19 protein-coding genes are annotated in these 20613 nt (G+C 62.4%); 4 read left to right on the forward strand and 15 right to left on the reverse strand.

The window, feature by feature from the left end; translation table 11 throughout:
- Window positions 1-400 precede the first annotated feature (400 nt).
- Window positions 401-1789, reverse strand: coding sequence for a M20/M25/M40 family metallo-hydrolase (locus ASC90_RS01815; RefSeq protein WP_056534720.1), 1389 nt, complete (start codon window positions 1787-1789; stop codon window positions 401-403).
- Window positions 1790-1874: 85 nt separating this feature from the next.
- Window positions 1875-2291 (reverse strand): MarR family transcriptional regulator, encoded by a 417-nt coding sequence (locus ASC90_RS01820; RefSeq protein WP_056534722.1) that lies wholly within the window; start codon window positions 2289-2291, stop codon window positions 1875-1877.
- A 414-nt stretch (window positions 2292-2705) separates the two neighbouring features.
- On the opposite strand from ASC90_RS01820, the gene polA reads away from it, so the two are divergent.
- The 3 genes from polA (at window position 2706) to ASC90_RS01835 (ending at window position 8916) form a co-directional block, all read left to right on the forward strand.
- Window positions 2706-5702 carry a DNA polymerase I gene (gene polA / locus ASC90_RS01825; RefSeq protein WP_056534725.1) on the forward strand — a complete coding sequence of 999 codons (2997 nt, stop codon included), beginning with the start codon at window positions 2706-2708 and terminating at the stop codon, window positions 5700-5702.
- A gap of 172 nt (window positions 5703-5874) precedes the next feature.
- Window positions 5875-8265, forward strand: a complete 2391-nt coding sequence (locus ASC90_RS01830) for a DNA translocase FtsK (RefSeq protein ID WP_056534727.1) — start codon at window positions 5875-5877, stop codon at window positions 8263-8265.
- A 273-nt stretch (window positions 8266-8538) separates the two neighbouring features.
- The gene (locus ASC90_RS01835) at window positions 8539-8916 is read left to right on the forward strand and encodes a VOC family protein (protein ID WP_056534729.1); all 378 of its coding nucleotides are present in this window, start codon (window positions 8539-8541) and stop codon (window positions 8914-8916) included.
- 667 nt (window positions 8917-9583) lie between these two features.
- Here the strand turns inward: ASC90_RS01835 and ASC90_RS01845 are convergent.
- The 12 genes from ASC90_RS01845 to phnG all read right to left on the reverse strand — a co-directional run bounded on the left by ASC90_RS01845 (window position 9584) and on the right by phnG (window position 18785).
- Entirely contained in the window at window positions 9584-10105 is a 522-nt protein-coding gene (locus ASC90_RS01845) for a GrpB family protein (protein ID WP_056534734.1), read from the reverse strand.
- Window positions 10106-10119: 14 nt separating this feature from the next.
- A complete protein-coding gene (gene phnN, locus ASC90_RS01850; protein WP_056534736.1) occupies window positions 10120-10719 on the reverse strand; it encodes a phosphonate metabolism protein/1,5-bisphosphokinase (PRPP-forming) PhnN in 600 nt (199 codons plus the stop codon).
- On the reverse strand, window positions 10716-11855 hold the full coding sequence (locus tag ASC90_RS01855; RefSeq protein WP_056534738.1) for an alpha-D-ribose 1-methylphosphonate 5-triphosphate diphosphatase: 1140 nt from the start codon (window positions 11853-11855) through the stop codon (window positions 10716-10718). The genes phnN and ASC90_RS01855 overlap by 4 nt, the downstream gene beginning before the upstream one ends.
- 14 nt (window positions 11856-11869) lie before the next feature.
- Entirely contained in the window at window positions 11870-12565 is a 696-nt protein-coding gene (locus tag ASC90_RS01860) for a DUF1045 domain-containing protein (protein WP_056534740.1), read from the reverse strand.
- 231 nt (window positions 12566-12796) lie between these two features.
- Window positions 12797-13198, reverse strand: coding sequence for a hypothetical protein (locus ASC90_RS01865; protein ID WP_056534742.1), 402 nt, complete (start codon window positions 13196-13198; stop codon window positions 12797-12799).
- A 314-nt stretch (window positions 13199-13512) separates the two neighbouring features.
- Entirely contained in the window at window positions 13513-14130 is a 618-nt protein-coding gene (locus ASC90_RS01870; protein ID WP_056534744.1) for a DapH/DapD/GlmU-related protein, read from the reverse strand.
- Window positions 14127-14837, reverse strand: a complete 711-nt coding sequence (gene phnL, locus ASC90_RS01875) for a phosphonate C-P lyase system protein PhnL (RefSeq protein ID WP_056534746.1) — start codon at window positions 14835-14837, stop codon at window positions 14127-14129. The genes ASC90_RS01870 and phnL overlap by 4 nt, the downstream gene beginning before the upstream one ends.
- Before the next feature lie 69 nt (window positions 14838-14906).
- Window positions 14907-15683 carry a phosphonate C-P lyase system protein PhnK gene (gene phnK, locus ASC90_RS01880; RefSeq protein ID WP_056534749.1) on the reverse strand — a complete coding sequence of 259 codons (777 nt, stop codon included), beginning with the start codon at window positions 15681-15683 and terminating at the stop codon, window positions 14907-14909.
- Window positions 15680-16561 carry an alpha-D-ribose 1-methylphosphonate 5-phosphate C-P-lyase PhnJ gene (locus ASC90_RS01885; RefSeq protein WP_056534751.1) on the reverse strand — a complete coding sequence of 294 codons (882 nt, stop codon included), beginning with the start codon at window positions 16559-16561 and terminating at the stop codon, window positions 15680-15682. The genes phnK and ASC90_RS01885 overlap by 4 nt, the downstream gene beginning before the upstream one ends.
- Entirely contained in the window at window positions 16558-17667 is a 1110-nt protein-coding gene (locus ASC90_RS01890; protein WP_056534754.1) for a carbon-phosphorus lyase complex subunit PhnI, read from the reverse strand. The genes ASC90_RS01885 and ASC90_RS01890 overlap by 4 nt, the downstream gene beginning before the upstream one ends.
- A 3-nt stretch (window positions 17668-17670) precedes the next feature.
- A complete protein-coding gene (gene phnH, locus ASC90_RS01895; RefSeq protein WP_056534756.1) occupies window positions 17671-18309 on the reverse strand; it encodes a phosphonate C-P lyase system protein PhnH in 639 nt (212 codons plus the stop codon).
- A complete protein-coding gene (phnG, locus tag ASC90_RS01900; protein ID WP_056534758.1) occupies window positions 18309-18785 on the reverse strand; it encodes a phosphonate C-P lyase system protein PhnG in 477 nt (158 codons plus the stop codon). Before phnG ends, phnH begins: the two co-directional genes overlap by 1 nt.
- 97 nt (window positions 18786-18882) lie before the next feature.
- Between phnG and phnF the strand changes: the two genes are divergently transcribed.
- Window positions 18883-19614, forward strand: a complete 732-nt coding sequence (phnF, locus tag ASC90_RS01905; RefSeq protein ID WP_056534760.1) for a phosphonate metabolism transcriptional regulator PhnF — start codon at window positions 18883-18885, stop codon at window positions 19612-19614.
- A gap of 54 nt (window positions 19615-19668) precedes the next feature.
- Here the strand turns inward: phnF and ASC90_RS01910 are convergent, their stop codons facing one another.
- Window positions 19669-20535, reverse strand: a complete 867-nt coding sequence (locus tag ASC90_RS01910) for an oxidoreductase (protein WP_056534762.1) — start codon at window positions 20533-20535, stop codon at window positions 19669-19671.
- Between the last annotated feature and the right edge of the window lie 78 nt (window positions 20536-20613).

Here is a 20613-nt window from a genome sequence, read left to right on the forward strand (position 1 = left end):
GCGTTCGCCGCGCCTTACGGCGCGACGACCATTCGCCTTGTCTTTCAATAGCTTATACCTGCCCCTGGATGAATGCAGCTTGAACGGTCGAGCCCGGTAAAGGTCAGTTTCCCGCAAACGCCTCTTGAAAGGCGACGCAAGCGTTCCGATATAGGGTTCAACAGATTGCAGCCGATGGAAGTTCAAGCGCGCTACGGCGTCCGCCATTTTCCTCAGCTGGTCGCGATGACGGTGTTAACAGTTCGTTAACCTTTTGCGATCAGTCTAGCTGCAATATTCGCTTCCTCCTTGACCACGGATGTACTGGCATTGACGTGAAGCGAATGGCGAAAGGCCGGTTTGCTCCGGCCTTTTTGTTTTGGTGGCGCTCCCGTGGATAACGGGTGCGCCTTTTTCACGTCTACTTGGCCAATGCTTCGAGGATCCGGATCCAGGAGCGAATGCCCTTGTGATAGGAAGCGAGTTCGTACTTCTCGTTCGGCGAATGAATACGATCGTCGCTAAGACCGAAGCCGACGAGCAGTGATTCCATTCCGAGCATCCTCTGGAAGTCACCAACGATCGGAATCGAGCCGCCCATGCCGATCACCACCGCAGGCTTTGGCCATTCGTCCGACAACGCAGTCTTCGCCTTGGTCAGCACAGGCGAATCATAGGACAGCTGGATAGCCGGCGAGCCGCCATGCGGATGGAATTCGACGGAGCAATCCGCCGGGACCTTCGAGCGCACGTAGTTGCGGAAGGTTTCGCGAATGAGGTTGGGGTCCTGGGTGCCGACAAGGCGGAAGGACACCTTGGCCGACGCCTTGGCGGCGATGACCGTCTTGAAGCCCTCGCCGGTGTATCCGCCCCAGATGCCGTTAACCTCGGCGGTCGGACGCGCCCATGTCAGCTCGAGCACCGAACGACCCTTTTCGCCCGACGGGATGGACAGGCCGACTTCGCCCAGGAAGCTCTCGGCCGTTTTGCCCAGCGTTTCCCATGAAGCCTTGATGTTCGCGGGTGTTTCCTCGACGCCGTCATAGAAGCCTTCGAGGGTGATCCGGCCGGTTTCGTCGTGCAGTCCCGCAAGCGCCGCCGTCAGGATGTGGATCGGGTTGGCCGCAGCGCCGCCGAACAGGCCGGAATGCAGGTCACGATCGGCCGCCGTCACCACAATCTCTTCACCGACCAGGCCGCGCAGGGCGGCCGCGATCGCCGGCGTTTCACGGTCCCACATGCTGGTGTCGCATACCAAGGCGTAGTCGGCCTTGAGCTCTTCGGCGTTCGCCTGCAGGAACGGCTTCAGCGACGGCGATCCGGACTCCTCCTCGCCCTCGAACAGGATGGTGATCCGGCAGGGCAGCGCGCCATTGACTTCCTTGTAGGCGCGGCAGGCCTCGACGAAGGTCATCAGCTGACCCTTGTCGTCGGCGGTTCCGCGGCCGGTTAGAATCTTGCGACCGTTCCCGACATCCTTGACGGACGGATCGAAGGGGTCATTTTCCCAGAGTTCGATCGGGTCGACCGGCTGAACGTCATAGTGGCCGTAGAACAGGACATGCGGCGCGTCGGAGCGGGCGCCCGCATGATGGGCGACCACCATCGGATGACCGGGCGTGTCGCGCAGCGACGCTTCGAAACCCAGGGTGTTCAGGTAGGACACCAGCCATTCGCCCGCCTTGCGGCAGTCAGCCTTGAAGGCCGGGTCAGTCGAAATCGACCTGATCCGGAGAAGTTCGAACAGCTTGTCGAGGCTGGATGGCAAGTTCTGGTCGGCGCGCGCGAGCACCGGGGCAACATCAGTCATTTCCGACTCCTTTTGAATTCGGCGGGACGATAGACCAAAGCCCCGCGGCTTTCGAGACGGAAAATCATGTGGGATCAAAGCGGACTCAAAGCTTCTTGGCGTTGTCCAGAAGACGCCGGATATATTCGAGCGTCAGCTCGCGCTCGAAACTCTTGAAGCCCTGGAAGAGTGCCATGTCGGCCTCGCGCGCCGCCTCGACGGCGTCGTCTTGCATGCCTTTTGCCCTGGCGCTGAGGAAGATCAGCTGGGCCCGCTTGTCGGAGGGGTGCGGTCGGCGGTCGATCAGCCCGTCGCGTTCCATCCGCGCCAGCGTGTTCGCCATCGTCGCCTGCTCGATATCGACCCGGGCCAGCAACTGCTTCTGCGTCAGCCCGTCCTCGGCCCACAGCTCCAGCAGGACCGGAAACTGGCCGGGCGAGAAACCTAGCCTTGCGGCCCGCTGCTGCAGCGAGCGAGCGAATCCCTTGGCCAGTTGGCTGGCAAGATAGGCTCCAGAGTCCATTCCGCTTGTTCCCATCGTCGCAGTTAGGCGAAAAATTCAAACCGGCACAATGCAACAAATCGCATACGATGCATCACGATTGCTTCATCACGGCCGTTCCGGAGAGATAGAGCAGAAAAACAAAGCCGCCATAGCCGGGGGAAGGGCTATGGCGGCTCAAAATGGGGACAAAGGCCCGGAGAGGGGATAAGGCCTTTGTCCAAGTCCGAAGCGGCGGGGGACGAGCCGGCTGTCAGACCCTCGACGCGATCAAGGATCATCGTCGGTAGTAATCATTTGTGATCTGGAATGTGGCTTTTCAAGGGAAAGGTAAGGATTGACTATTACATTTTAGTAACAGTTTGGTGAGCCGCAATCTTTTCCCGCAAGAACTTTATATGGACCTTGTAAGGGTGCCGCGCTATCCATGCTGCCATGAAAAAAGACGATCATCTTTTCCTTGTCGACGGCTCCGGATTCATCTTTCGAGCCTTTCACGCACTCCCTCCGCTGACCCGCAAATCCGATGGTTTGCCGGTCGGTGCCGTGTCCGGTTTCTGCAACATGTTGTGGAAGCTTCTGGCGGACGCTCGCGACACCTCGGTGGGCGTGACGCCGACGCATTTCGCCGTCATCTTCGACTATTCGTCAAAGACCTTTCGCAAGGATCTCTATGACGCCTACAAGGCGAACCGCTCAGCGCCGCCGGAAGAGCTCATCCCGCAGTTCGGATTGATCCGCCACGCGACGCGGGCCTTCAACCTTCCCTGCATAGAGACCGAGGGTTTCGAGGCGGACGACATCATCGCCACTTATGCGCGACAGGCCGAAGCACTCGGCGCCGATGTCACTATCGTCTCCTCCGACAAGGACCTGATGCAGCTGGTGACCGGCAACGTCCACATGTACGACAGCATGAAGGACAAGCAGATCGGCGTTGCCGATGTCATCGAGAAGTGGGGCGTAGGGCCTGAAAAGATGATCGATCTGCAGGCAATGACCGGCGATTCGGTCGACAACGTGCCGGGCATTCCGGGTATCGGTCCAAAGACCGCGGCGCAACTGCTCGCCGAATACGGCGACCTCGATACGCTGCTTGCGCGCGCTACCGAGATCAAGCAGGAAAAACGGCGCCAGACAATCATAGAGAACGCCGACAAGGCGCGCCTTTCGCGCGAACTCGTCAGGCTGCGTACCGACGTGCCGCTGGAGCTTGCCGTCGAGGATCTGGTTCTCGAAGCGCAGAACGGCCCGAAGCTCATCGGCTTCCTGAAGGCGATGCAGTTCACCAGCCTGACGCGTCGCGTTGCCGACGCATGCGACTGCGACGCCAGCGCCATCGACGCCGTCGACGTGCCGGTCGAATGGGGCGCCAGCGCGCACGGTCCCGATCTCGATGTCGTCCAGCCGGAACCGGTTGCCGGCGGCATTCCCGATATTGCCGGTGCAGCGGTTGCCGTGCCGGTCAGGCCGAATGGCCGCACCGGCGAAGGAAGCTTTTTGCCGAGCGACCTTGCCAGGACACGCGCCGACGCTTTCGCGACCCTGCCCTTCGATCACTCGCGCTACGTCACCATCCGCGATGTCGCGACGCTCGACAAATGGATCGCCGACGCCCGCGACGCGGGGCTGGTCGGCTTCGATACGGAAACCACTTCGCTCGATGCCATGCAGGCCGAGCTGGTGGGGTTCTCGCTGGCGATTGCCGAGAACGACAAGAGCCCGACCGGCACAAACATTCGGGCCGCTTACATCCCGATCGGCCACAAGACCGGCGTGGGCGACCTATTGGGCGGCGGACTGGCCGACAACCAGATCGCGATGCGCGACGCCCTGCCCCGGTTCAAGGCGCTGCTGGAGGATGAATCCGTCCTCAAGGTCGCGCAGAACCTGAAATACGACTACCTGCTGATGAAGCGCCATGGCGTCGAAACGAAGAATTTCGACGATACGATGCTGATCTCCTATGTGCTCGACGCCGGCACCGGCGCGCATGGAATGGATCCGCTTTCGGAGAAATTCCTGAACCACGAGCCGATCGCCTACAAGGATGTCGCGGGCAGCGGTAAGTCCAACATTACCTTCGATCTCGTCGATATCGATCGCGCCACGCATTATGCCGCCGAAGACGCGGACATCACGCTGCGGCTCTGGATGGTGCTGAAGCCGCGGCTTGCGGCCGAGAAACTGACGACCGTCTACGAGCGGCTGGAGCGTCCACTGCTTCCGGTACTGGCGCATATGGAAGAACGAGGCATCACGGTCGACCGGCAGATCCTGTCGCGCCTCTCCGGCGAACTGGCGCAGGGTGCTGCCGCCCTCGAGGATGAGATCTTCAAGCTGGCCGGCGAGCGCTTCACCATCGGTTCACCGAAGCAGCTGGGCGATATCCTGTTCGGCAAGATGGGGCTGGCTGGCGGCAGCAAGACCAAGACCGGCCAGTGGTCGACCTCGGCCAGCGTGCTCGAAGATCTGGCCGCGGCAGGTTTCGAGTTGCCGCGCAAGATCGTCGACTGGCGACAGCTGACGAAACTGAGGTCCACCTATACCGACGCGCTGCCCGGCTACATTCATCCGCAGACGAAGCGGGTGCATACCTCCTACTCGCTGGCCTCGACGACGACGGGGCGTCTTTCCTCGTCGGAACCGAACCTGCAGAACATTCCTGTCCGCACGGCTGAAGGCCGCAAGATCCGTACCGCCTTCATCTCGACCCCGGGCCACAAGCTGATCTCGGCCGACTACAGCCAGATCGAACTGCGCGTGCTCGCGCATGTCGCCGACATCCCGCAATTGACTCAGGCCTTTGCCGACAGCGTCGACATCCATGCGATGACGGCATCGGAGATGTTCGGCGTACCGGTCGAGGGTATGCCGTCGGATGTGCGCCGCCGTGCCAAGGCTATCAACTTCGGCATCATCTACGGCATTTCCGCCTTCGGCCTTGCCAACCAGCTTTCGATCGAGCGGTCGGAAGCGGGAGACTATATCAAGCGGTATTTCGAACGTTTTCCCGGGATCCGCGACTACATGGACAGCCGCAAGCAAATGGCGCGCGACAAGGGCTATGTCGAGACGATCTTCGGGCGGCGAATCAACTACCCGGAGATTCGCTCCTCCAACCCTTCGGTGCGGGCCTTCAACGAGCGCGCGGCGATCAACGCGCCCATTCAGGGTTCGGCCGCTGACATCATCCGCCGGGCGATGATCAGGATCGAGCCGGCGTTAGCAGAAGCCGGCCTCGGCGATCGCGTCCGTATGCTGTTGCAGGTGCACGACGAATTGATATTCGAGGTCGAGGATGCCGACGTCGAGAAGGCCATGCCGATCATCGTGTCGGTGATGGAAAATGCCACCATGCCGGCGCTCGAAATGCGCGTGCCGCTGAAGGTCGACGCGCGTTCGGCCGCCAACTGGGACGAAGCGCACTGAGCGCTTCGTCGGAAATTCACTAAAATTTTCCCTGTTGCCCAAGTCACTGAAAGAACTGCGATTTGCCCTCATCGACCAGGGCGCTGCGGCGCTCTTGGAAGGAACTTATTAACCTTCATTTCCTAAGCCGGAAGCGGGTAGTAGTTGCTAATCATGAGTGAGTAGCTGTCGTATGCGCTTTCCTAGAACCAATCTGACGGATGCCGGGGAAATTTCCACCGGAGTCGATGAAGAACAGCTGCAGGACCATGCCGGCGAGAAGCCGACACCGCCGATCTGGCAGAGCAACTTTTCGCTGGCGCCGAACGTGCGTTTCACACGCACGCCGGAAAGCCTGATCAACCCGCGCAAGGCACCGAGCGAGCCGGTTCCGCAGCCGGCTGTCGAAGTGCGGGCGCCAAGGGCAGACGAGGCAATCCGTGTGCCCTTGCAGGCACCCGTTGTCGTCAACGTGCCGTTCGATATCTATCAGCACGAGGCGACGGATGTTGCCGTAGAGCCGAATCCCGCTTCGATCGTCGCGCCGACCGCGACGGTCGAGACCTGTTTCCGCGCGTCATCCGATCTGGCGTCGATCTCGGATTTCGCGTTCTGGGAAGTGATGTCCTTCGAGGAAACCGAGAAAGCCACACCGATCCAGCTGCCGCAAGCCGTGCTGCCGAGGGTCGAGGCGAGTGCCGAGTCGATCATCAGCCGGTTCCGCGTCATGGAGTGGCGCCCCGGCAAGCAGCCCGTCATAGCCACCCCCTATGCCAGTGCTACCCCGATTGTCGCAGCGCCCGTCGCCGTTGTCCCAGCCATTGCACCAGCGCCTGCCGCCGCCGCGGTGACCGTTCGCAAGCCGAGCCGTCCGCCACTGGTGACGGCGCCTTCGCCTCAGGCCGCTGCCGTCGAGCCGCAGCCGCTGCCACAGCCGATAGCGCAGCCGGTCCCACAACCGATCGCGCCGATGCCGGCGCGGGCGCAGCCGGTGATCACACCGCTGGCCCCAGCTGCGCGGATGGCGGCGCACAAATTCGTGCCGTCCAAGGTCGATGCATCGGGCTACGAATTCCCGTCGAACTCGCTGCTGCAGGAGCCGCCGGAACGGGTCGGCGAGATCATGTCGCAGGAAGCGCTGGAGCAGAATGCCGGGCTTCTGGAAAGCGTGCTCGAGGATTTCGGCATCAAGGGCGAGATCATCCACGTCCGTCCCGGCCCCGTCGTAACGCTCTACGAATTCGAACCGGCGCCGGGTGTCAAATCCTCACGGGTCATCGGCCTTGCCGACGACATCGCCCGCTCGATGTCGGCGCTGTCGGCACGCGTCGCGGTCGTTCCCGGCCGCAATGTCATCGGCATCGAACTGCCGAATGTGCTGCGCGAGACCGTCTATTTCCGCGAGATGATCGAGAGCGCCGATTTCGAAAAGAGCAGCTTCAAGCTGGCGCTCGGGCTCGGCAAGACGATCGGCGGCGAACCCGTTATCGCCGAGCTCGCCAAGATGCCGCATCTGCTGGTTGCCGGCACCACCGGCTCGGGCAAGTCGGTCGCCATCAACACGATGATCCTGTCGCTGCTCTACCGCATGTCTCCCCAGCAGTGCCGGCTGATCATGGTCGATCCGAAGATGCTGGAACTCTCCGTCTATGACGGCATTCCGCACCTGCTCACACCCGTCGTTACCGACCCGAAGAAGGCGGTGATGGCGCTGAAGTGGGCGGTTCGCGAGATGGAAGACCGCTATCGCAAGATGTCGCGCCTCGGCGTGCGCAATATCGACGGCTACAACGGCCGAGTTGCGCAAGCCAAGGAGAAAGGCGAGACCATCCACATCATGGTGCAGACCGGCTTCGACCGTAGCACTGGTGCACCTGTTGAGGAGCAACAGGAACTCGACCTGACGCCGATGCCTTATATCGTCGTCATCGTCGACGAGATGGCCGACCTGATGATGGTGGCCGGCAAGGAGATCGAAGGGGCGATCCAGCGTCTGGCGCAGATGGCGCGCGCTGCAGGCATCCATCTGATCATGGCGACACAGCGTCCGTCGGTCGACGTCATCACCGGCACGATCAAGGCCAACTTCCCGACCCGCATCTCCTTCCAGGTGACCTCGAAGATCGACAGCCGCACCATCCTCGGCGAACAGGGCGCCGAACAGCTGCTCGGCCAGGGCGACATGCTGCACATGCAGGGCGGCGGGCGTATCTCGCGCGTCCACGGACCCTTCGTATCCGATGCCGAAGTCGAAAAGGTCGTCGCACATCTGAAGACGCAGGGGCGGCCGGAGTATCTCGACACCGTTACCGCCGAGGAAGAGGACGACGCCGAGGAAGAAGACAGCGCGGTCTTCGACAAGGGCGACATGGCGGCCGAGGACGGCAACGACCTCTACGACAAGGCGGTCAAGGTGGTGCTGCGCGACAAGAAGTGCTCGACCTCCTACATCCAGCGCCGCCTCGGCATTGGCTACAACCGCGCCGCCTCATTGGTCGAGCGGATGGAGAAGGAAGGGCTGGTGGGCCCGGCGAACCATGTCGGCAAGCGCGAGATCGTCAGCGGGCGTGGCGACGGGGAGTGATATAGGCGTGGTGGCGGTGGCCACCCCGGCAATGCCTTAATCAAGACAGCCAGTACAGCGCGATCCCCTTGCTCAAGGTGCCGCGACAACCGCAGCGTCCGACCATCTGCCGCAAGTGCCATGCCCGACACGGGTCGCCGCTGTTGCCGCAGCCGGTGTCCATCGCTATAGATCGTCCACAAGGCACCGTCCTTCTTGTCGAAACATTGGAGCGCGCGCATGTTTCTCCGCACCGCCGGAGTCGTTCGTGACGTCTCGCAAGGAGAGTGAGCGATGACAGAGATCGCTGATCATGGTGTCCGATTCGGACGCATTGCCGCGATGGTTCCGGTCAAGGATATCGGCCGGGCGATGGACTTCTACGCCGGAGTGATGGGCTTCACCAAGGTGTTCGAAAACGGCAGCCCCGTCGGCTTCGTGATCCTCAAGCGCGACGCCGCCGAACTACACCTGACCCTGCAGCCGAACCACAAGAACCCCAGCTTCAACGTCGCCCACCTGATGGTCGAGGACGTCGACGCGCTGCATGCGCTATGCCAGGCGCATGGGGTGCGGATCATAAAGAGCCTGCAGAACAAGGACTATGGCCTACGCGCCTTCGTGTTCGAGGATCCCGACGGCAACCGCATCGATGTCGGACAGGTGATCTGATCCAGGTGGGGCCGGGCGCATTGCACGTCCGGGTTTCTGCTGCCGGCATGATCGCTTCACTTCGCTTTCTCGAACCGCAGCTTCCCCGCCAGCCTTGACGTGCCGCCGGAATCGGAGGGGCTGATGCCCTTTACAACAAAGACGCCCAGATCGGGCAGCGCGGGTGCGCCCAGCCACTTCTCCCCGGCAGGGAGAAGTGCCGGAGCGATAGCGAGGCGATGAGGGGGCTGCCGGCGCAGACGGTGCAGCGGTCGCAAGAGCCCGAGCATCCACCACACAGCACAAAACCCCGCGCCGGAGAGAACTCCGCGACGGTATCGGTCATGCTGGGAATGGGCAGGCGTCGATGGCATTGGATGGGTGGTGTCAGGCTTTGACGCCTGCCCGATCGCATCAAGGTTTCCGGGGCTTCCGGGCCGACAGGAGCGTCTCTCGGCCCTTCCCTTCCGGATGGATTCTCGACCCTGACGGCCTGCGATCCACCTCTCGCAACCATCATCGGACGCCGGGCGACTTGCCCGATGTGTCAGATCCGGTTCGCGACCCCCGGCTCCCTGTCCAATGACGCCACCAGTATCGCGTGGCGCATCCGAGCGGGGATGGATGGGGACGATGGTTTCAAGCAAAGTGTTGAAATCGCTTCGACGTCTTTTCTCGCGCAAGAAAATTATCCCCGCGAGGAGGCCACCTCGGCGGTCGCCCGCGCGATTGTTTCGCTGACGAAATCACTCTTGCCGCCGGTGTATACGTCCCAATCTCCTTGGGCTTCTGCGGCAAGGTGCAATTTCAGCGCCTGGTATTCGGCGGCACGCTGCGGGTGCGCGCGGAGATAGTCGCGGAACAACAGGCGGTCTCGATGGGCGACGTTGCCTTCGGTGCAGAGATAGAGGCGCAGGCCGTAGCCTTTGTGGTCTCGGGTGAAGGTCCAGCGGCCTTCGCCATGGACATCACCGTGCGAAATATAGCCGGCTGCCGGCAGGCATGGGGTGAGTTCGGCCAGCGCGCTTTGGGAGATCAGCACGGCGTCAAGATCGATCTTGGGTTTGGCGGCCAATCCGGGGACAGATGTGCTGCCGATATGCTCGACTGCGAGGATGCGGTCGGCAGCGAGCGCAAGGAGTTCGGCCCTGACGGCTTCGAAGAGGTGCGGCCATTGTGGGTCGTAGTCGACTACCCTGATCGGCCGCATCCGGTGTCTCCGTGTCAGCCGACCTCGGCGAGGCAGTCGGTCAGCACCTCGACCATGCGGCGCTCGCCCTCTTCCAATGAACCGCTGTTGTCGAGATCCACGACATCGTAGTTGCCGCGCACGGTGAGCGGGCCACGGGCAAGGCGCGCCATGATGTCTTCGTGCGTTTCGCGGCCGCGAGCCTCCAGTCGGGTCGCCAACACGTCGGCGCGGGCAGTGACGTTGATCACCTTGAGACGCGGAAAGACCGCCTGGAAGCGATGCAGGGCCGAGCGGGAGCCGTTGGCGACGACGAGGTTGCCCGCCGCCAGCGACACCGAGATTTCGGCCGGGATACCATACTTCAAACCATGCGCTTCCCACCAGACCGAGAAGCTGCCGGCCTGCTCCATCGACACGAAGCCCTGATCGGAGACCGCGAGATGGTCTTCGCCACCTGCATCGTGTTCGCGGGTGATGACCCGACGGACGAAATGCACGTCATGGCGACCGCGGAAATGTCGGGCGGCCAGCGCCATCAGCGTGTCCTTGCCGGCGCCGCTCGGGCCGACGACGACGACCATCATGCCGCGTTCGGTGCCGGGAACGGCGTGAGGTTCGTGCGAGGGGATCATGCGACCCGGCGCCCTTCGCGCCAGACCGAGCGGGTTACGGGAACGCCCTCGTCGCGGAAGACGCGAACAAGATCAGCGCGCAGGCCGGTGGCGATGCGGCCGCGATCATTGAGGCTGACAGTGCGGGCCGGCGTCGAGGTGACCATGGCGATTGCCTTCGGCAGCGAAATGCTCTCGACCTCGTCGGCGATCAGGAACGGTGCGTAGAGCAGGCTGAGCGGCACGTAATCCGAGGAGAGCACATCGAGGACGCCGCGCTCGGCGAGATCGCGGGCGGCAATATTGCCCGAATGCGACTTACCGCGGACGATGTTCGGCGCACCCATCAGCACGCTCATGCCGTTCTCGTGCGAGGCCTTGGCGGCATCGAAGCTGGTGGGGAATTCGGCGAGACGTACGCCGTTTTCGATCGCTTCGTCGACATGATCGAGTGTTGCGTCATCGTGGCTGGCAACGGTGATGCCGCGCTCGGCGCAAACCTTGGAAATGGCGACACGATGCGGCGTGGAATTGCGCTCGGATTCGGAAACGCGGCGGTCGATGAACTTGGCGAACTCTGCATCGGTCAGGCCGCGCTTCTTCTGGTAATAGAAGATGTACTGGTCCATCGTCTGGAACTGGCGCTGGCCCGGTGCGTGGTCCATCAGCGAGACAAGGCGGACATAGGGATCGTTCTCGAAATCGGCGAAATGCTGCAGCACGTTGTCGGCGGAGACTTCGCAGCGAAGGTGGAGCAAATGCTCGGCGCGCAGGCGGCCTTCCTGTTCGGCCTTCTGGATGGCATCGGCCATCTCGCGCATTTCGCCATGCTCGAAGCCACCATCCTCGTCGGCACCCATGCGCAGGCAGTCGAACACGGTGGTAATGCCCGAGGTGACGATCTGAGCGTCATGGGCCTGGATCGCCGCGGTCTTGTGCCAGCGCAGACCGGGGCGCGGCGAATAGTGGCCTTCGAGATGGTCGGTATGCAACTCGACGAGACCCGGGATCAGATAATCGCCTTCGAAATCGTCGCCCACATGCGAGTTGCCCGTCGAGATATCGGCGATCTTGCCATCGCGGACGAGGACCGATCCTTCGACGATTTCATCCTCGAGGACGATGCGGGCGTTGGAGAAGACGGATTCTTTGGTCATCGGATTTGGGTCTTTCAGTTTTTGGCCCCGGCAAGCGGAAACCAGGAATGGGCTTTGAACGGCGCGCCACGCGCCTCTTCGACAAAAACGGCGAGCCCGGAGATCGCGAGCGGCCGGCCGGTAAAGGCGGCGAAACGCTGCGACAGAACGGCCCTCATCACGCCGGCGCGCTCTTCCGGCACCTGGCCGGTGAGCGTCATGTGGAAACCGAAGTCATCCATCACATAGGGATAGCCCCAGCGCAACAGGTTCGCTCTCTGGCTCTCGCTCAGTTTCTCTGGCGAGCGGCGCGCAATATCGGCTTCCGACAAGGCTGCGCGGAACGGTTCGAACGACTTTACCACCGTCGCACCAAACAGCTGAAGCGGCGGATAGAGCGCAGCGGGCACCAGGGCAAAGAACCTGCCCAACTGCCCCAGAACCAGGTCGGGGATCGCGAAGGCGGGAGTGACCGCGGCGAAATCCTCGGCAGCGTGAATAAGGTCCTTCTCGGTCACCGACGCGGCGAGATGGAAAGGTGCCTTGATCGTGGCATGAAAGGCGTAGCGGCGTGGTTCCGCGGTCAGCTCAAACTGTTCCGCGGCTGGCAGCCCAGGATGCTCGGGAGCCGGATAAGTTTCGCCCGTGAAGGCATCGCGGCCAAGCCAGAGCGAAGCCGTGCCGTTCAAGGGATCATCCTTCGGCGGCGTGAAATAGAGTGCGTATCGCAAGGCCAGTATCCTGGAAATCGTTCGGAATGCAGGTCGCAGTCTTCAGTGATTTGACCGCTTGCCGCAAGCTGCTTTCCGGCTAGAATATTTCCATGACAGAATGATGATGGCGCCGCGTTTTTATGTGTGTTTTTGCCGATGAGCCACGAGGGCCGCATATGACATCGAACGGCTGGAGGAGCATGGCGCAATCGGGCTGCCGGTTGCGCAGCGCCTGCAATGCGGCAGAGGTTATTCGGCGGCGACGAGAAACACGGTATTCCGCGATGAAGAAGCGAGCGCCTGAACCTTGGCTTCGGTCTTTGCGACCAATTGATAGAACTCGTCCTGTGCATCCACGTCGAGCTGGATGACGGCGTTGACGTCATCTGGCGTATCGCAGACGCAGGCGACGGCCGAGATCGGACAGACACCGCCGGGATAGCGTTTGCCTGTACCGGTGTAGGCACGACGGCCCCACCGTTCGGAGAAGACGGTCTCTTCCCGGTCGATATGCAGTATGGAGCCCACGCAGGCAGTCACGATGCCGGCCTTGCCATAGGCAAACCAGTGGTAATTCAGCTTCCGTAGGATGTATTTGCCAGTGATATCTTCACCAGCCAATTCGGCGGGGTCTTCAATCATTCTGATCATGACGACTTCCTTGATATCGGAACAATATCTGTCATGTCGTCTTTCGCGGCAAGTCAAAAACCGTAGCTTTTGGAGACACTTAGTCACAAAGTGTTTCCAATTTTTACAGAAATTCCCGGTTCGTTGACCGTGACCGCCCGATATTTTCATCAAAGCGCGGTCCGCCTTCTCGTCGTCGGGACGCGAAGCCGCGAACCAACTTGACGGGATTCCTGATCGGCAACCGTCTCTTCAGACCTGATACAGTGAGGCCAGGCGACAACCTTTGGAAAGGTGCGGGCGGCGACACGATCGTTGCCGCCGCGACCGTTTCATCATCCCTCGTATCGAGCCAGAAAATCCTCGGCGCCGAGATTGCGGAAATCGGCTAACGCGACGCGCAGGCGATCGTGCTCCCAGTCCCACCAGGCGAGACGATCCATGCGCTCGCCGATCTCTTTCGGAAAGCGTTCACGGATGGGCTTGGCGGGAACCCCACCGACGATGGTATAGGGTGCCACGTCCTTGGAGACGACGGCGCCGGCCCCGATGACGGCACCATTGCCCACCTTGACACCGGGCAGGATGGTGGCGCCGTGGCCGATCCAGACGTCATGGCCGATGATGACGCGATTGGAGCGCCGCCACTCGAAGAAATCAGTCTCCATGTCGGCATCCGGCCAATAGTCGGCGGCGCGATAGGTGAAGTGATGCAGCGTCGCGCGCCATGTCGGGTGGTTGGTGGCATTTATGCGCACCGAAGCGGCGATATTGACGAACTTGCCGATCGTCGCGCACCAGATGGCGCCGTCCTGCATGACGTAGGAATAGTCGCCGAACTGCACTTCCTCGATACGGCACCGTTCGGAGACCTCGGTGAAGCGGCCGAAGGTGGCATTTCTCACGGATGCCGTTTCATGAAAGTAGGGCTCGAGGCCAATCTTGCGGCTCATGCTGCTATTGCCTTTCGCGGCGAGAAGGCCTGCACGTCGAGAACGCGGTCGGCGACCGCCTCGCGCACCTCCTCATCGTGGAAAATGCCGAGCAGGCCGACGCCGGCCTTCTTCTTTTCGGCGATCATCTCGACGACGACCGCGCGGTTTTTCGCATCCAGCGATGCAGTCGGCTCATCGAGCAGCAGGATGGTGTGCTCGGTTATGAAACCGCGGGCGATGTTGACGCGCTGCTGTTCGCCGCCGGAGAAGGTTGCGGGTGGCAGCTGCCAGAGTGCCTCCGGCAGATTGAGCTTGGCCAGCAGCTCGGCGGCCTTTTCACGCGCCGCTTCCGCCTTGGTGCCGCGGGCGACAAGCGGCTCGGCGACGACATCGATCGCGGCGACGCGCGGGACGGTGCGCAAGAACTGGCTGACATAACCGAGCGTATGGCGGCGAACGTCGATGACGGTGCGCGGATCGGTGGTGGCGAGATCGACGATGCGGTCCTGATGCTTGACGAGGATCTGGCCGGCATCGACGGCGTAGTTGCCATAGATCATCTTCAGGAGCGAGCTCTTGCCGATGCCCGAAGGACCGCCGAGGACGACGCATTCCCCCGATGCGACCGAGAAGGACACGTCGGAAACGACGGGCAGCTTGATGCCGTCGCGCAGGTGCATGGTGAAGCTCTTGGCTACTTCCGAAACAACGAGAGGCGTTGCCATGATTTCTTTTCCTTAATTTCGCTGGCCCGCCCGGCGTCCGGTAGCCGGATTCCGAACGGTTTATCGCGATCAGACCTGAAGGATGGAGGAAACGAGAAGCTGCGTGTAAGGCTCCCGCGGATCGTCGAGAACGCGGTCGGTCAGCCCATGCTCGATGACATGACCATCCTTCATCACCATCATGCGGTGCGACAGTAGGCGGGCGACGGCAAGGTCGTGGGTGACGACGATAGCCGCCAGGCCGAGATCGTTGACGAGACCGCGCACGAGGTCGAGCAGGCGAGCCTGCACCGAGACGTCGAGACCACCGGTCGGCTCATCCATGAAAACGAGGCGCGGGCCAGTCACCAGATTGCGGGCAATCTGCAGGCGCTGGCGCATACCGCCGGAGAAAGCGCGCGGCTGGTCGTCGATGCGGCTTTCGTCGATCTCGACGCGCTGCAGCCAGTCGACTGCGGTCGAGCGGATATTGCCGTAGTGACGGTCACCGATGGCCATCAGGCGCTCGCCGACGTTGGCGCCGGCCGAAACCGTCATGCGCAGACCGTCAGCCGGATTCTGATGCACGAAACCCCAGTCGGTTCGCATCAGGAAGCGGCGCTCGGCTTCGCTCATGCGGTAGAGATCGCGGTAGGCGCCGTCGCGCATGTGGTATTCGACGCTGCCTGTGGTCGGCATCAGGCGGGTCGAGATGCAATTGAGGAGCGTCGTCTTGCCGGAGCCGGATTCGCCGACGATCGCCAGCACTTCGCCGGGCCAGAGCTCGAAGGAGACATTCTTGCAGCCGATGCGGTTGCCGTAGAATTTCGAGACGTCGTTGACTTTGAGAAGCGGTGTGTCGGTCATTCGGCTGCCTCCTTGTTGGGCGCCAGCATCTCGCCGACGTGGCCGTGTTCGCGGCGGTCTTCGCAGTGGTCGGTGTCGGAGCAGACGAACATGCGGCCGCCCTTGTCATCGAGGATCACCTCGTCGAGATAGACCTCCTCGGCGCCGCAGAGCGCGCAGGGTTTGCCGAAGCGCTGGATCTCGAAGGGGTAGTCCTCGAAATCGAGGCTGACGACGTCGGTGTAGGGCGGCACGGCGTAGATGCGCTTTTCGCGACCGGCGCCGAACAGCTGTAACGCATCCGACATGTGCATCTTCGGATTATCGAACTTCGGCGTCGGCGACGGATCCATGACGTAGCGGCCGGCGACCTTGACCGGGTAGGCATAGGTCTTGGAGATGCGGCCGTTGTGGGCGATGTCCTCATAAAGCTTCACATGCATGAGGCCGTACTCCTCAAGCGCATGCATCTTGCGGGTCTCGGTCTCGCGCGGCTCTAGGAAGCGCAGGGGCTCGGGGATCGGCACCTGGTAGACGAGCACCTGGTTCGGTCCGAGCTTTTCCTCGGGGATGCGGTGGCGCGTCTGGATGATCGTCGCATCCTTGGTGTGGGTGGTGACCGCGACATTGGCGACCTTCTGGAAGAAGGCGCGGATCGAGACGGCATTGGTGGTGTCGTCGGCGCCCTGATCGATGACCTTCAGCACGTCGTCCGGGCCGATGATCGAAGCGGTCACCTGCACGCCGCCGGTGCCCCAGCCATAAGGCATCGGCATTTCGCGCGAGGCGAAGGGAACCTGATAGCCGGGGATGGCGATCGCCTTCAGGATAGCGCGGCGGATCATCCGCTTGGTTTGTTCGTCGAGATAGGCGAAGTTGTACGTGGCCAGATCGGTCATTCGGCTGCCTCCTTGATGCTGTCGTCGCTGCCGCTGCGGGCTGCTTCGAACTCGTTGCGGATGCGCCGGACGAGATCCAGTTCGGCCTGGAAATCGACGTAGTGCGGCAGCTTCAGATGCTCGACGAAACCGGTCGACTGGACGTTGTCGGCATGAGAGATGACGAATTCCTCGTCCTGCGCCGGGGCGGTGATGTCCTCGCCGAGCTCTTCGGCGCGCAGGGCACGGTCGACCAGCGACATCGACATCGCCTTGCGCTCGCTCTGGCCAAACACCAGGCCATAGCCCCGGGTAAACTGCGGCGGCGCCTTGGAGGAACCCTTGAACTGATTGACCATCTGGCATTCGGTCACCTGGATGGTGCCGAGCGAGACGGCAAAGCCGAGTTCCGGCACATCGAACTCGACCTCGACCTCGCCGATGCGGATTTCGCCGGTAAAGGGATGGTTGCGGCCGTAGCCGCGCTGGGTCGAATAACCGAGCGCCAGCAGGAAACCTTCGTCGCCGCGGGCAAGTGCCTGCAGGCGCAGATCGCGGCTCATAGGGAATTCCATCGGCTCGCGGGTGAGGTCGCCGACCTCGTGGTCCTCGGGCATTTCACCATCGCCCTCGATCAAGCCTTCCTCAGCGAGGATTTCGGAGACGCGGATGACGCGGCCGGTTTCGGCATCGCGCCGGCTGGGCTCGTCGACGGCTTCGTCCGATAGGAGCGACGGATCGAGCAGGCGGTGGGTGTAGTCGAAGGTCGGGCCGAGCAGCTGGCCGCCGGGCAGATCCTTGTAGGTCGCCGAAACGCGGCGCTCGATTTTCATCTTCGCCGTGTCGATCGGCTGCGAATAGCCGAAGCGCGGTAGCGTCGTGCGGTAGGCGCGCAGCAGGAAGATCGCCTCGATCATGTCGCCGCGCGACTGGCGTACGGCGAGCGCCGCCAGCGTGCGATCATAAAGCGAGGCCTCGGCCATGACGCGATCGACGGCGAGCGCCAGCTGGGCAACGATCTGCTCGATGCCGATGGCCGGCAGCGAGCGGTCGCCGCGACGGCGGTCGGCCAGCAGGCGATGGGCATTCGAAATGGCGGCTTCGCCACCTTTTACAGCAACATACATGGTTCACATCTCCGTTGCGGTGATCTTGGTGGTGCGCGGCAGGCACAGGAAACGGCTGCCTGATGTCAGGACGATATCGATGCCGCGCGGGAAGAGGGCGCGGTTTTCGCTCCACAGGTGCAGGAAACTTTCCGGCAGACCAGTTGGCGCGATGTCGTTGACGGTCTTGATGCCGGGGCCCATCAACGCCAGACGGCGGCCGCCTTCGAGATCAGCAAGACCGATGACCAGCGTCGTCGAGCGATCCGGATATTCTTGGGTGCCGGCGGCAAACAGGCCGAAGGAGGAGAGCGGAACGCCGCTTTCGACAAAGGCAAAACGGGCTTCTGCCTTTTCGGGCGTTACGGAAGCGCCTGTGTGGAAGCCGAGCCATTGCGGGACGGCCGATTTTGCCAGACCGGACGACAGCCAGACCGGCGTGTCGTGGTCGCACAGCGTCAGCGCGATGGCCCCGGCGGCAACACCGAGGGGGGCGGGCGGCGCGGCATCGGGCTCGACGGTCTGGATGATCCCGGGGCGGGCCATGGCGTCCATCATCAGCTTGAAAACGCTCTGGGCGTGGAACACCGGCTGGGCAAAGCCGCCGGAGAGTGCGTCAGTTTTTTGGGTGTCGGCCTTGAGAGCTTGGGGCTTGAGGCTCATCAGTCGTCTCCGCGAACCATGGTGAAGAAATCGACCCGCGTTGCCGCGGTCTCGTCGGCTTTGCGGCCATCAGAATCGGCGATGCGGGCGGCGATCGGCGACAGCAATGCCTGCTCGACCAACACCTGCGATGCCGCCTCCTGCCAGAGTGCATCGAAGATCGCGGACAGGCGGGCCTTTTCGCGATCGGTGCCGAGCGCCTGGGCGTGGCCGACCGTGCCGGAGGCAAGACGAACCGTGGCGCGCGTCACCGTCACTTCACCGAGATTGAAGGGCGCTCCGGCGCCGCCCATGCGACCGCGAACCATGACAAGGCCGGTTTCCGGGCCGCGCACCGGCTGGACGACGGGCTTGTCATCAAGCGCATGCCATGCCGCATCCAGCTCCTGCCGCTCGGCGCGGGCCAGGAGGTCGGCGGTGCGCTTTCGCGCCGCTTCCGCCTGCCTTGCCGCCTCATTCATTTCCGCTAAGGTCATCACATATCCTTTAAATGTCTATTGATATAGACAACTATACAAGATATGTTTAGGCTTAAATCGGCGACGTGACAAGCGTATGACATCAAGGGGCAAAATGGCTGGGCAGGTGCAAAGACAAACGGGTATCGCGCTGTGGAGGCAGATCGCCGATCGCATTCGGCAGGCGATCAGCGCCGGCGCTTACGACGGGACTGGAATGGTGCCGCCGGAGATGGTTCTCGCGCAGCAGTTCGGCGTTAACAGGCATACGGTGCGCAGCGCGCTTGCCGCCCTCTCCCAAGAGGGGATCGTGCGCGCCGTGCAGGGGCGCGGCACGCTAATCGAGCGCAAGGAACGGCTGAACTTCCCGATCACCCGACGGACGCGGTTCACCGCGGGTATCGGCGAGCAGGCGCGCGCGATGCGCGGCCTGCTGCTCGGACATGGCGAGGAGAAGGCGGATGAAGAGGTGGCGCGCTGGCTGAAGCTGCCGCCGGGCGCACCGGTGATCCGCATGGAGACGGTGCGCAAGGCAGACGACCGGCCGGTTTCCTGCGCCACGACCTGGTTTCCGGCGGACCGCTTCGCCGGTATGCCTGAGGCTTACGAGAAGGCGGAATCAATCACCCGGGCCTTTGCCGAGCTGGGGCTGGCCGACTATGTGCGGGCGACGACCGAGATCACGGCAGCGCATGCCGAGGCCGGCGATCTCGCCGCGCTCGAACTGACGCCGGGTGCGATCGTGCTCATCACCAAGGCGATGAACACGGACCTCGAGGGCGTGCCCGTGCAATATGCGATCAGCCGGTTTGCCGCAGATCGGGTTCAGTTCACCATCGAGAACTGAACCGAAACCGGACCGATCCCCGCCGATCTCCGGCTCGGCTTGGGGACATCGGGGCTACTTGGCCTCCCAAGGAAAACTTCCCGCACCTGCGCCGGGCTCGAAGTCGGTGGAGACACTGAGGTCGCGCCATTGCCGGTGGGCTTCTGCTCGCGCGGCATCGTTCTGCTCCACGCCGCGGACCGCGTCGCTGCCGAGCAGCAGGCGTAGCGGCGGCGCGGCGAGGCTGGCGGCGTAGATAACCGCAGCGGCAGCCTTTAAGGGATCGCCCGGCTGTTTGCCGTTGTAGTCTCGCTGGTAGCGGGCCATCTTGCCGACCGTATCGTCGTATTCCGGACGTCCCTCCCGAAGACTGGTGGAGGCGCCAGCGAAATCGGTCCTGAAGCCGCCGGGCTCGATGATCGTCACCTTGATGCCGAGCGGGCCGACTTCCCGGGAGAGAACTTCCGAGAAGCCTTCGACGCCCCACTTCGCCGCTGCATAAGGCGCGCGGCCGGCCGGGCCGATGCGGCCGCCGACGGAGGAAAACTGGATGATGTGGCCGAAGCCCTGCTCGCGCATCAGCGGCAGCGCCGCCTTGGTGACGATGATCGTTCCGAACAGGTTGGTTTCGATCTGGGCGCGGAAATCGGCAATGCTGGTATCTTCGATCGAGCCGACATCGCCATAGCCGGCATTATTGGCAAGGACGTCGAGGCGACCAAACCTGTCCACCGCCGTTTTCACGGCTGAGGCCGCGGACTGCTCGTCGGTTACGTCGAGAGCGACGGTGACGACGTTTTCGCCGTAACGCTGCCTGAGATCGTCCAGTTGCGATGGATCACGTGCCGTCGCGACGAGCTTGTGCCCACCGGCCAGCACTGCTTCAGCCAGCGCCCTGCCGAGGCCGCGGGAAGTGCCTGTTATCAACCAAACCTGTGACATGGAAATCTCCTTGATCTGTCAGAAACCATATAGGGCAGTTGGTTTCGTCTTGAAAGAAGGTACCCTATGGAGCTATAC

It is taken from the genome of Rhizobium sp. Root1220, assembly GCF_001426265.1.
Lineage (GTDB): Bacteria > Pseudomonadota > Alphaproteobacteria > Rhizobiales > Rhizobiaceae > Rhizobium.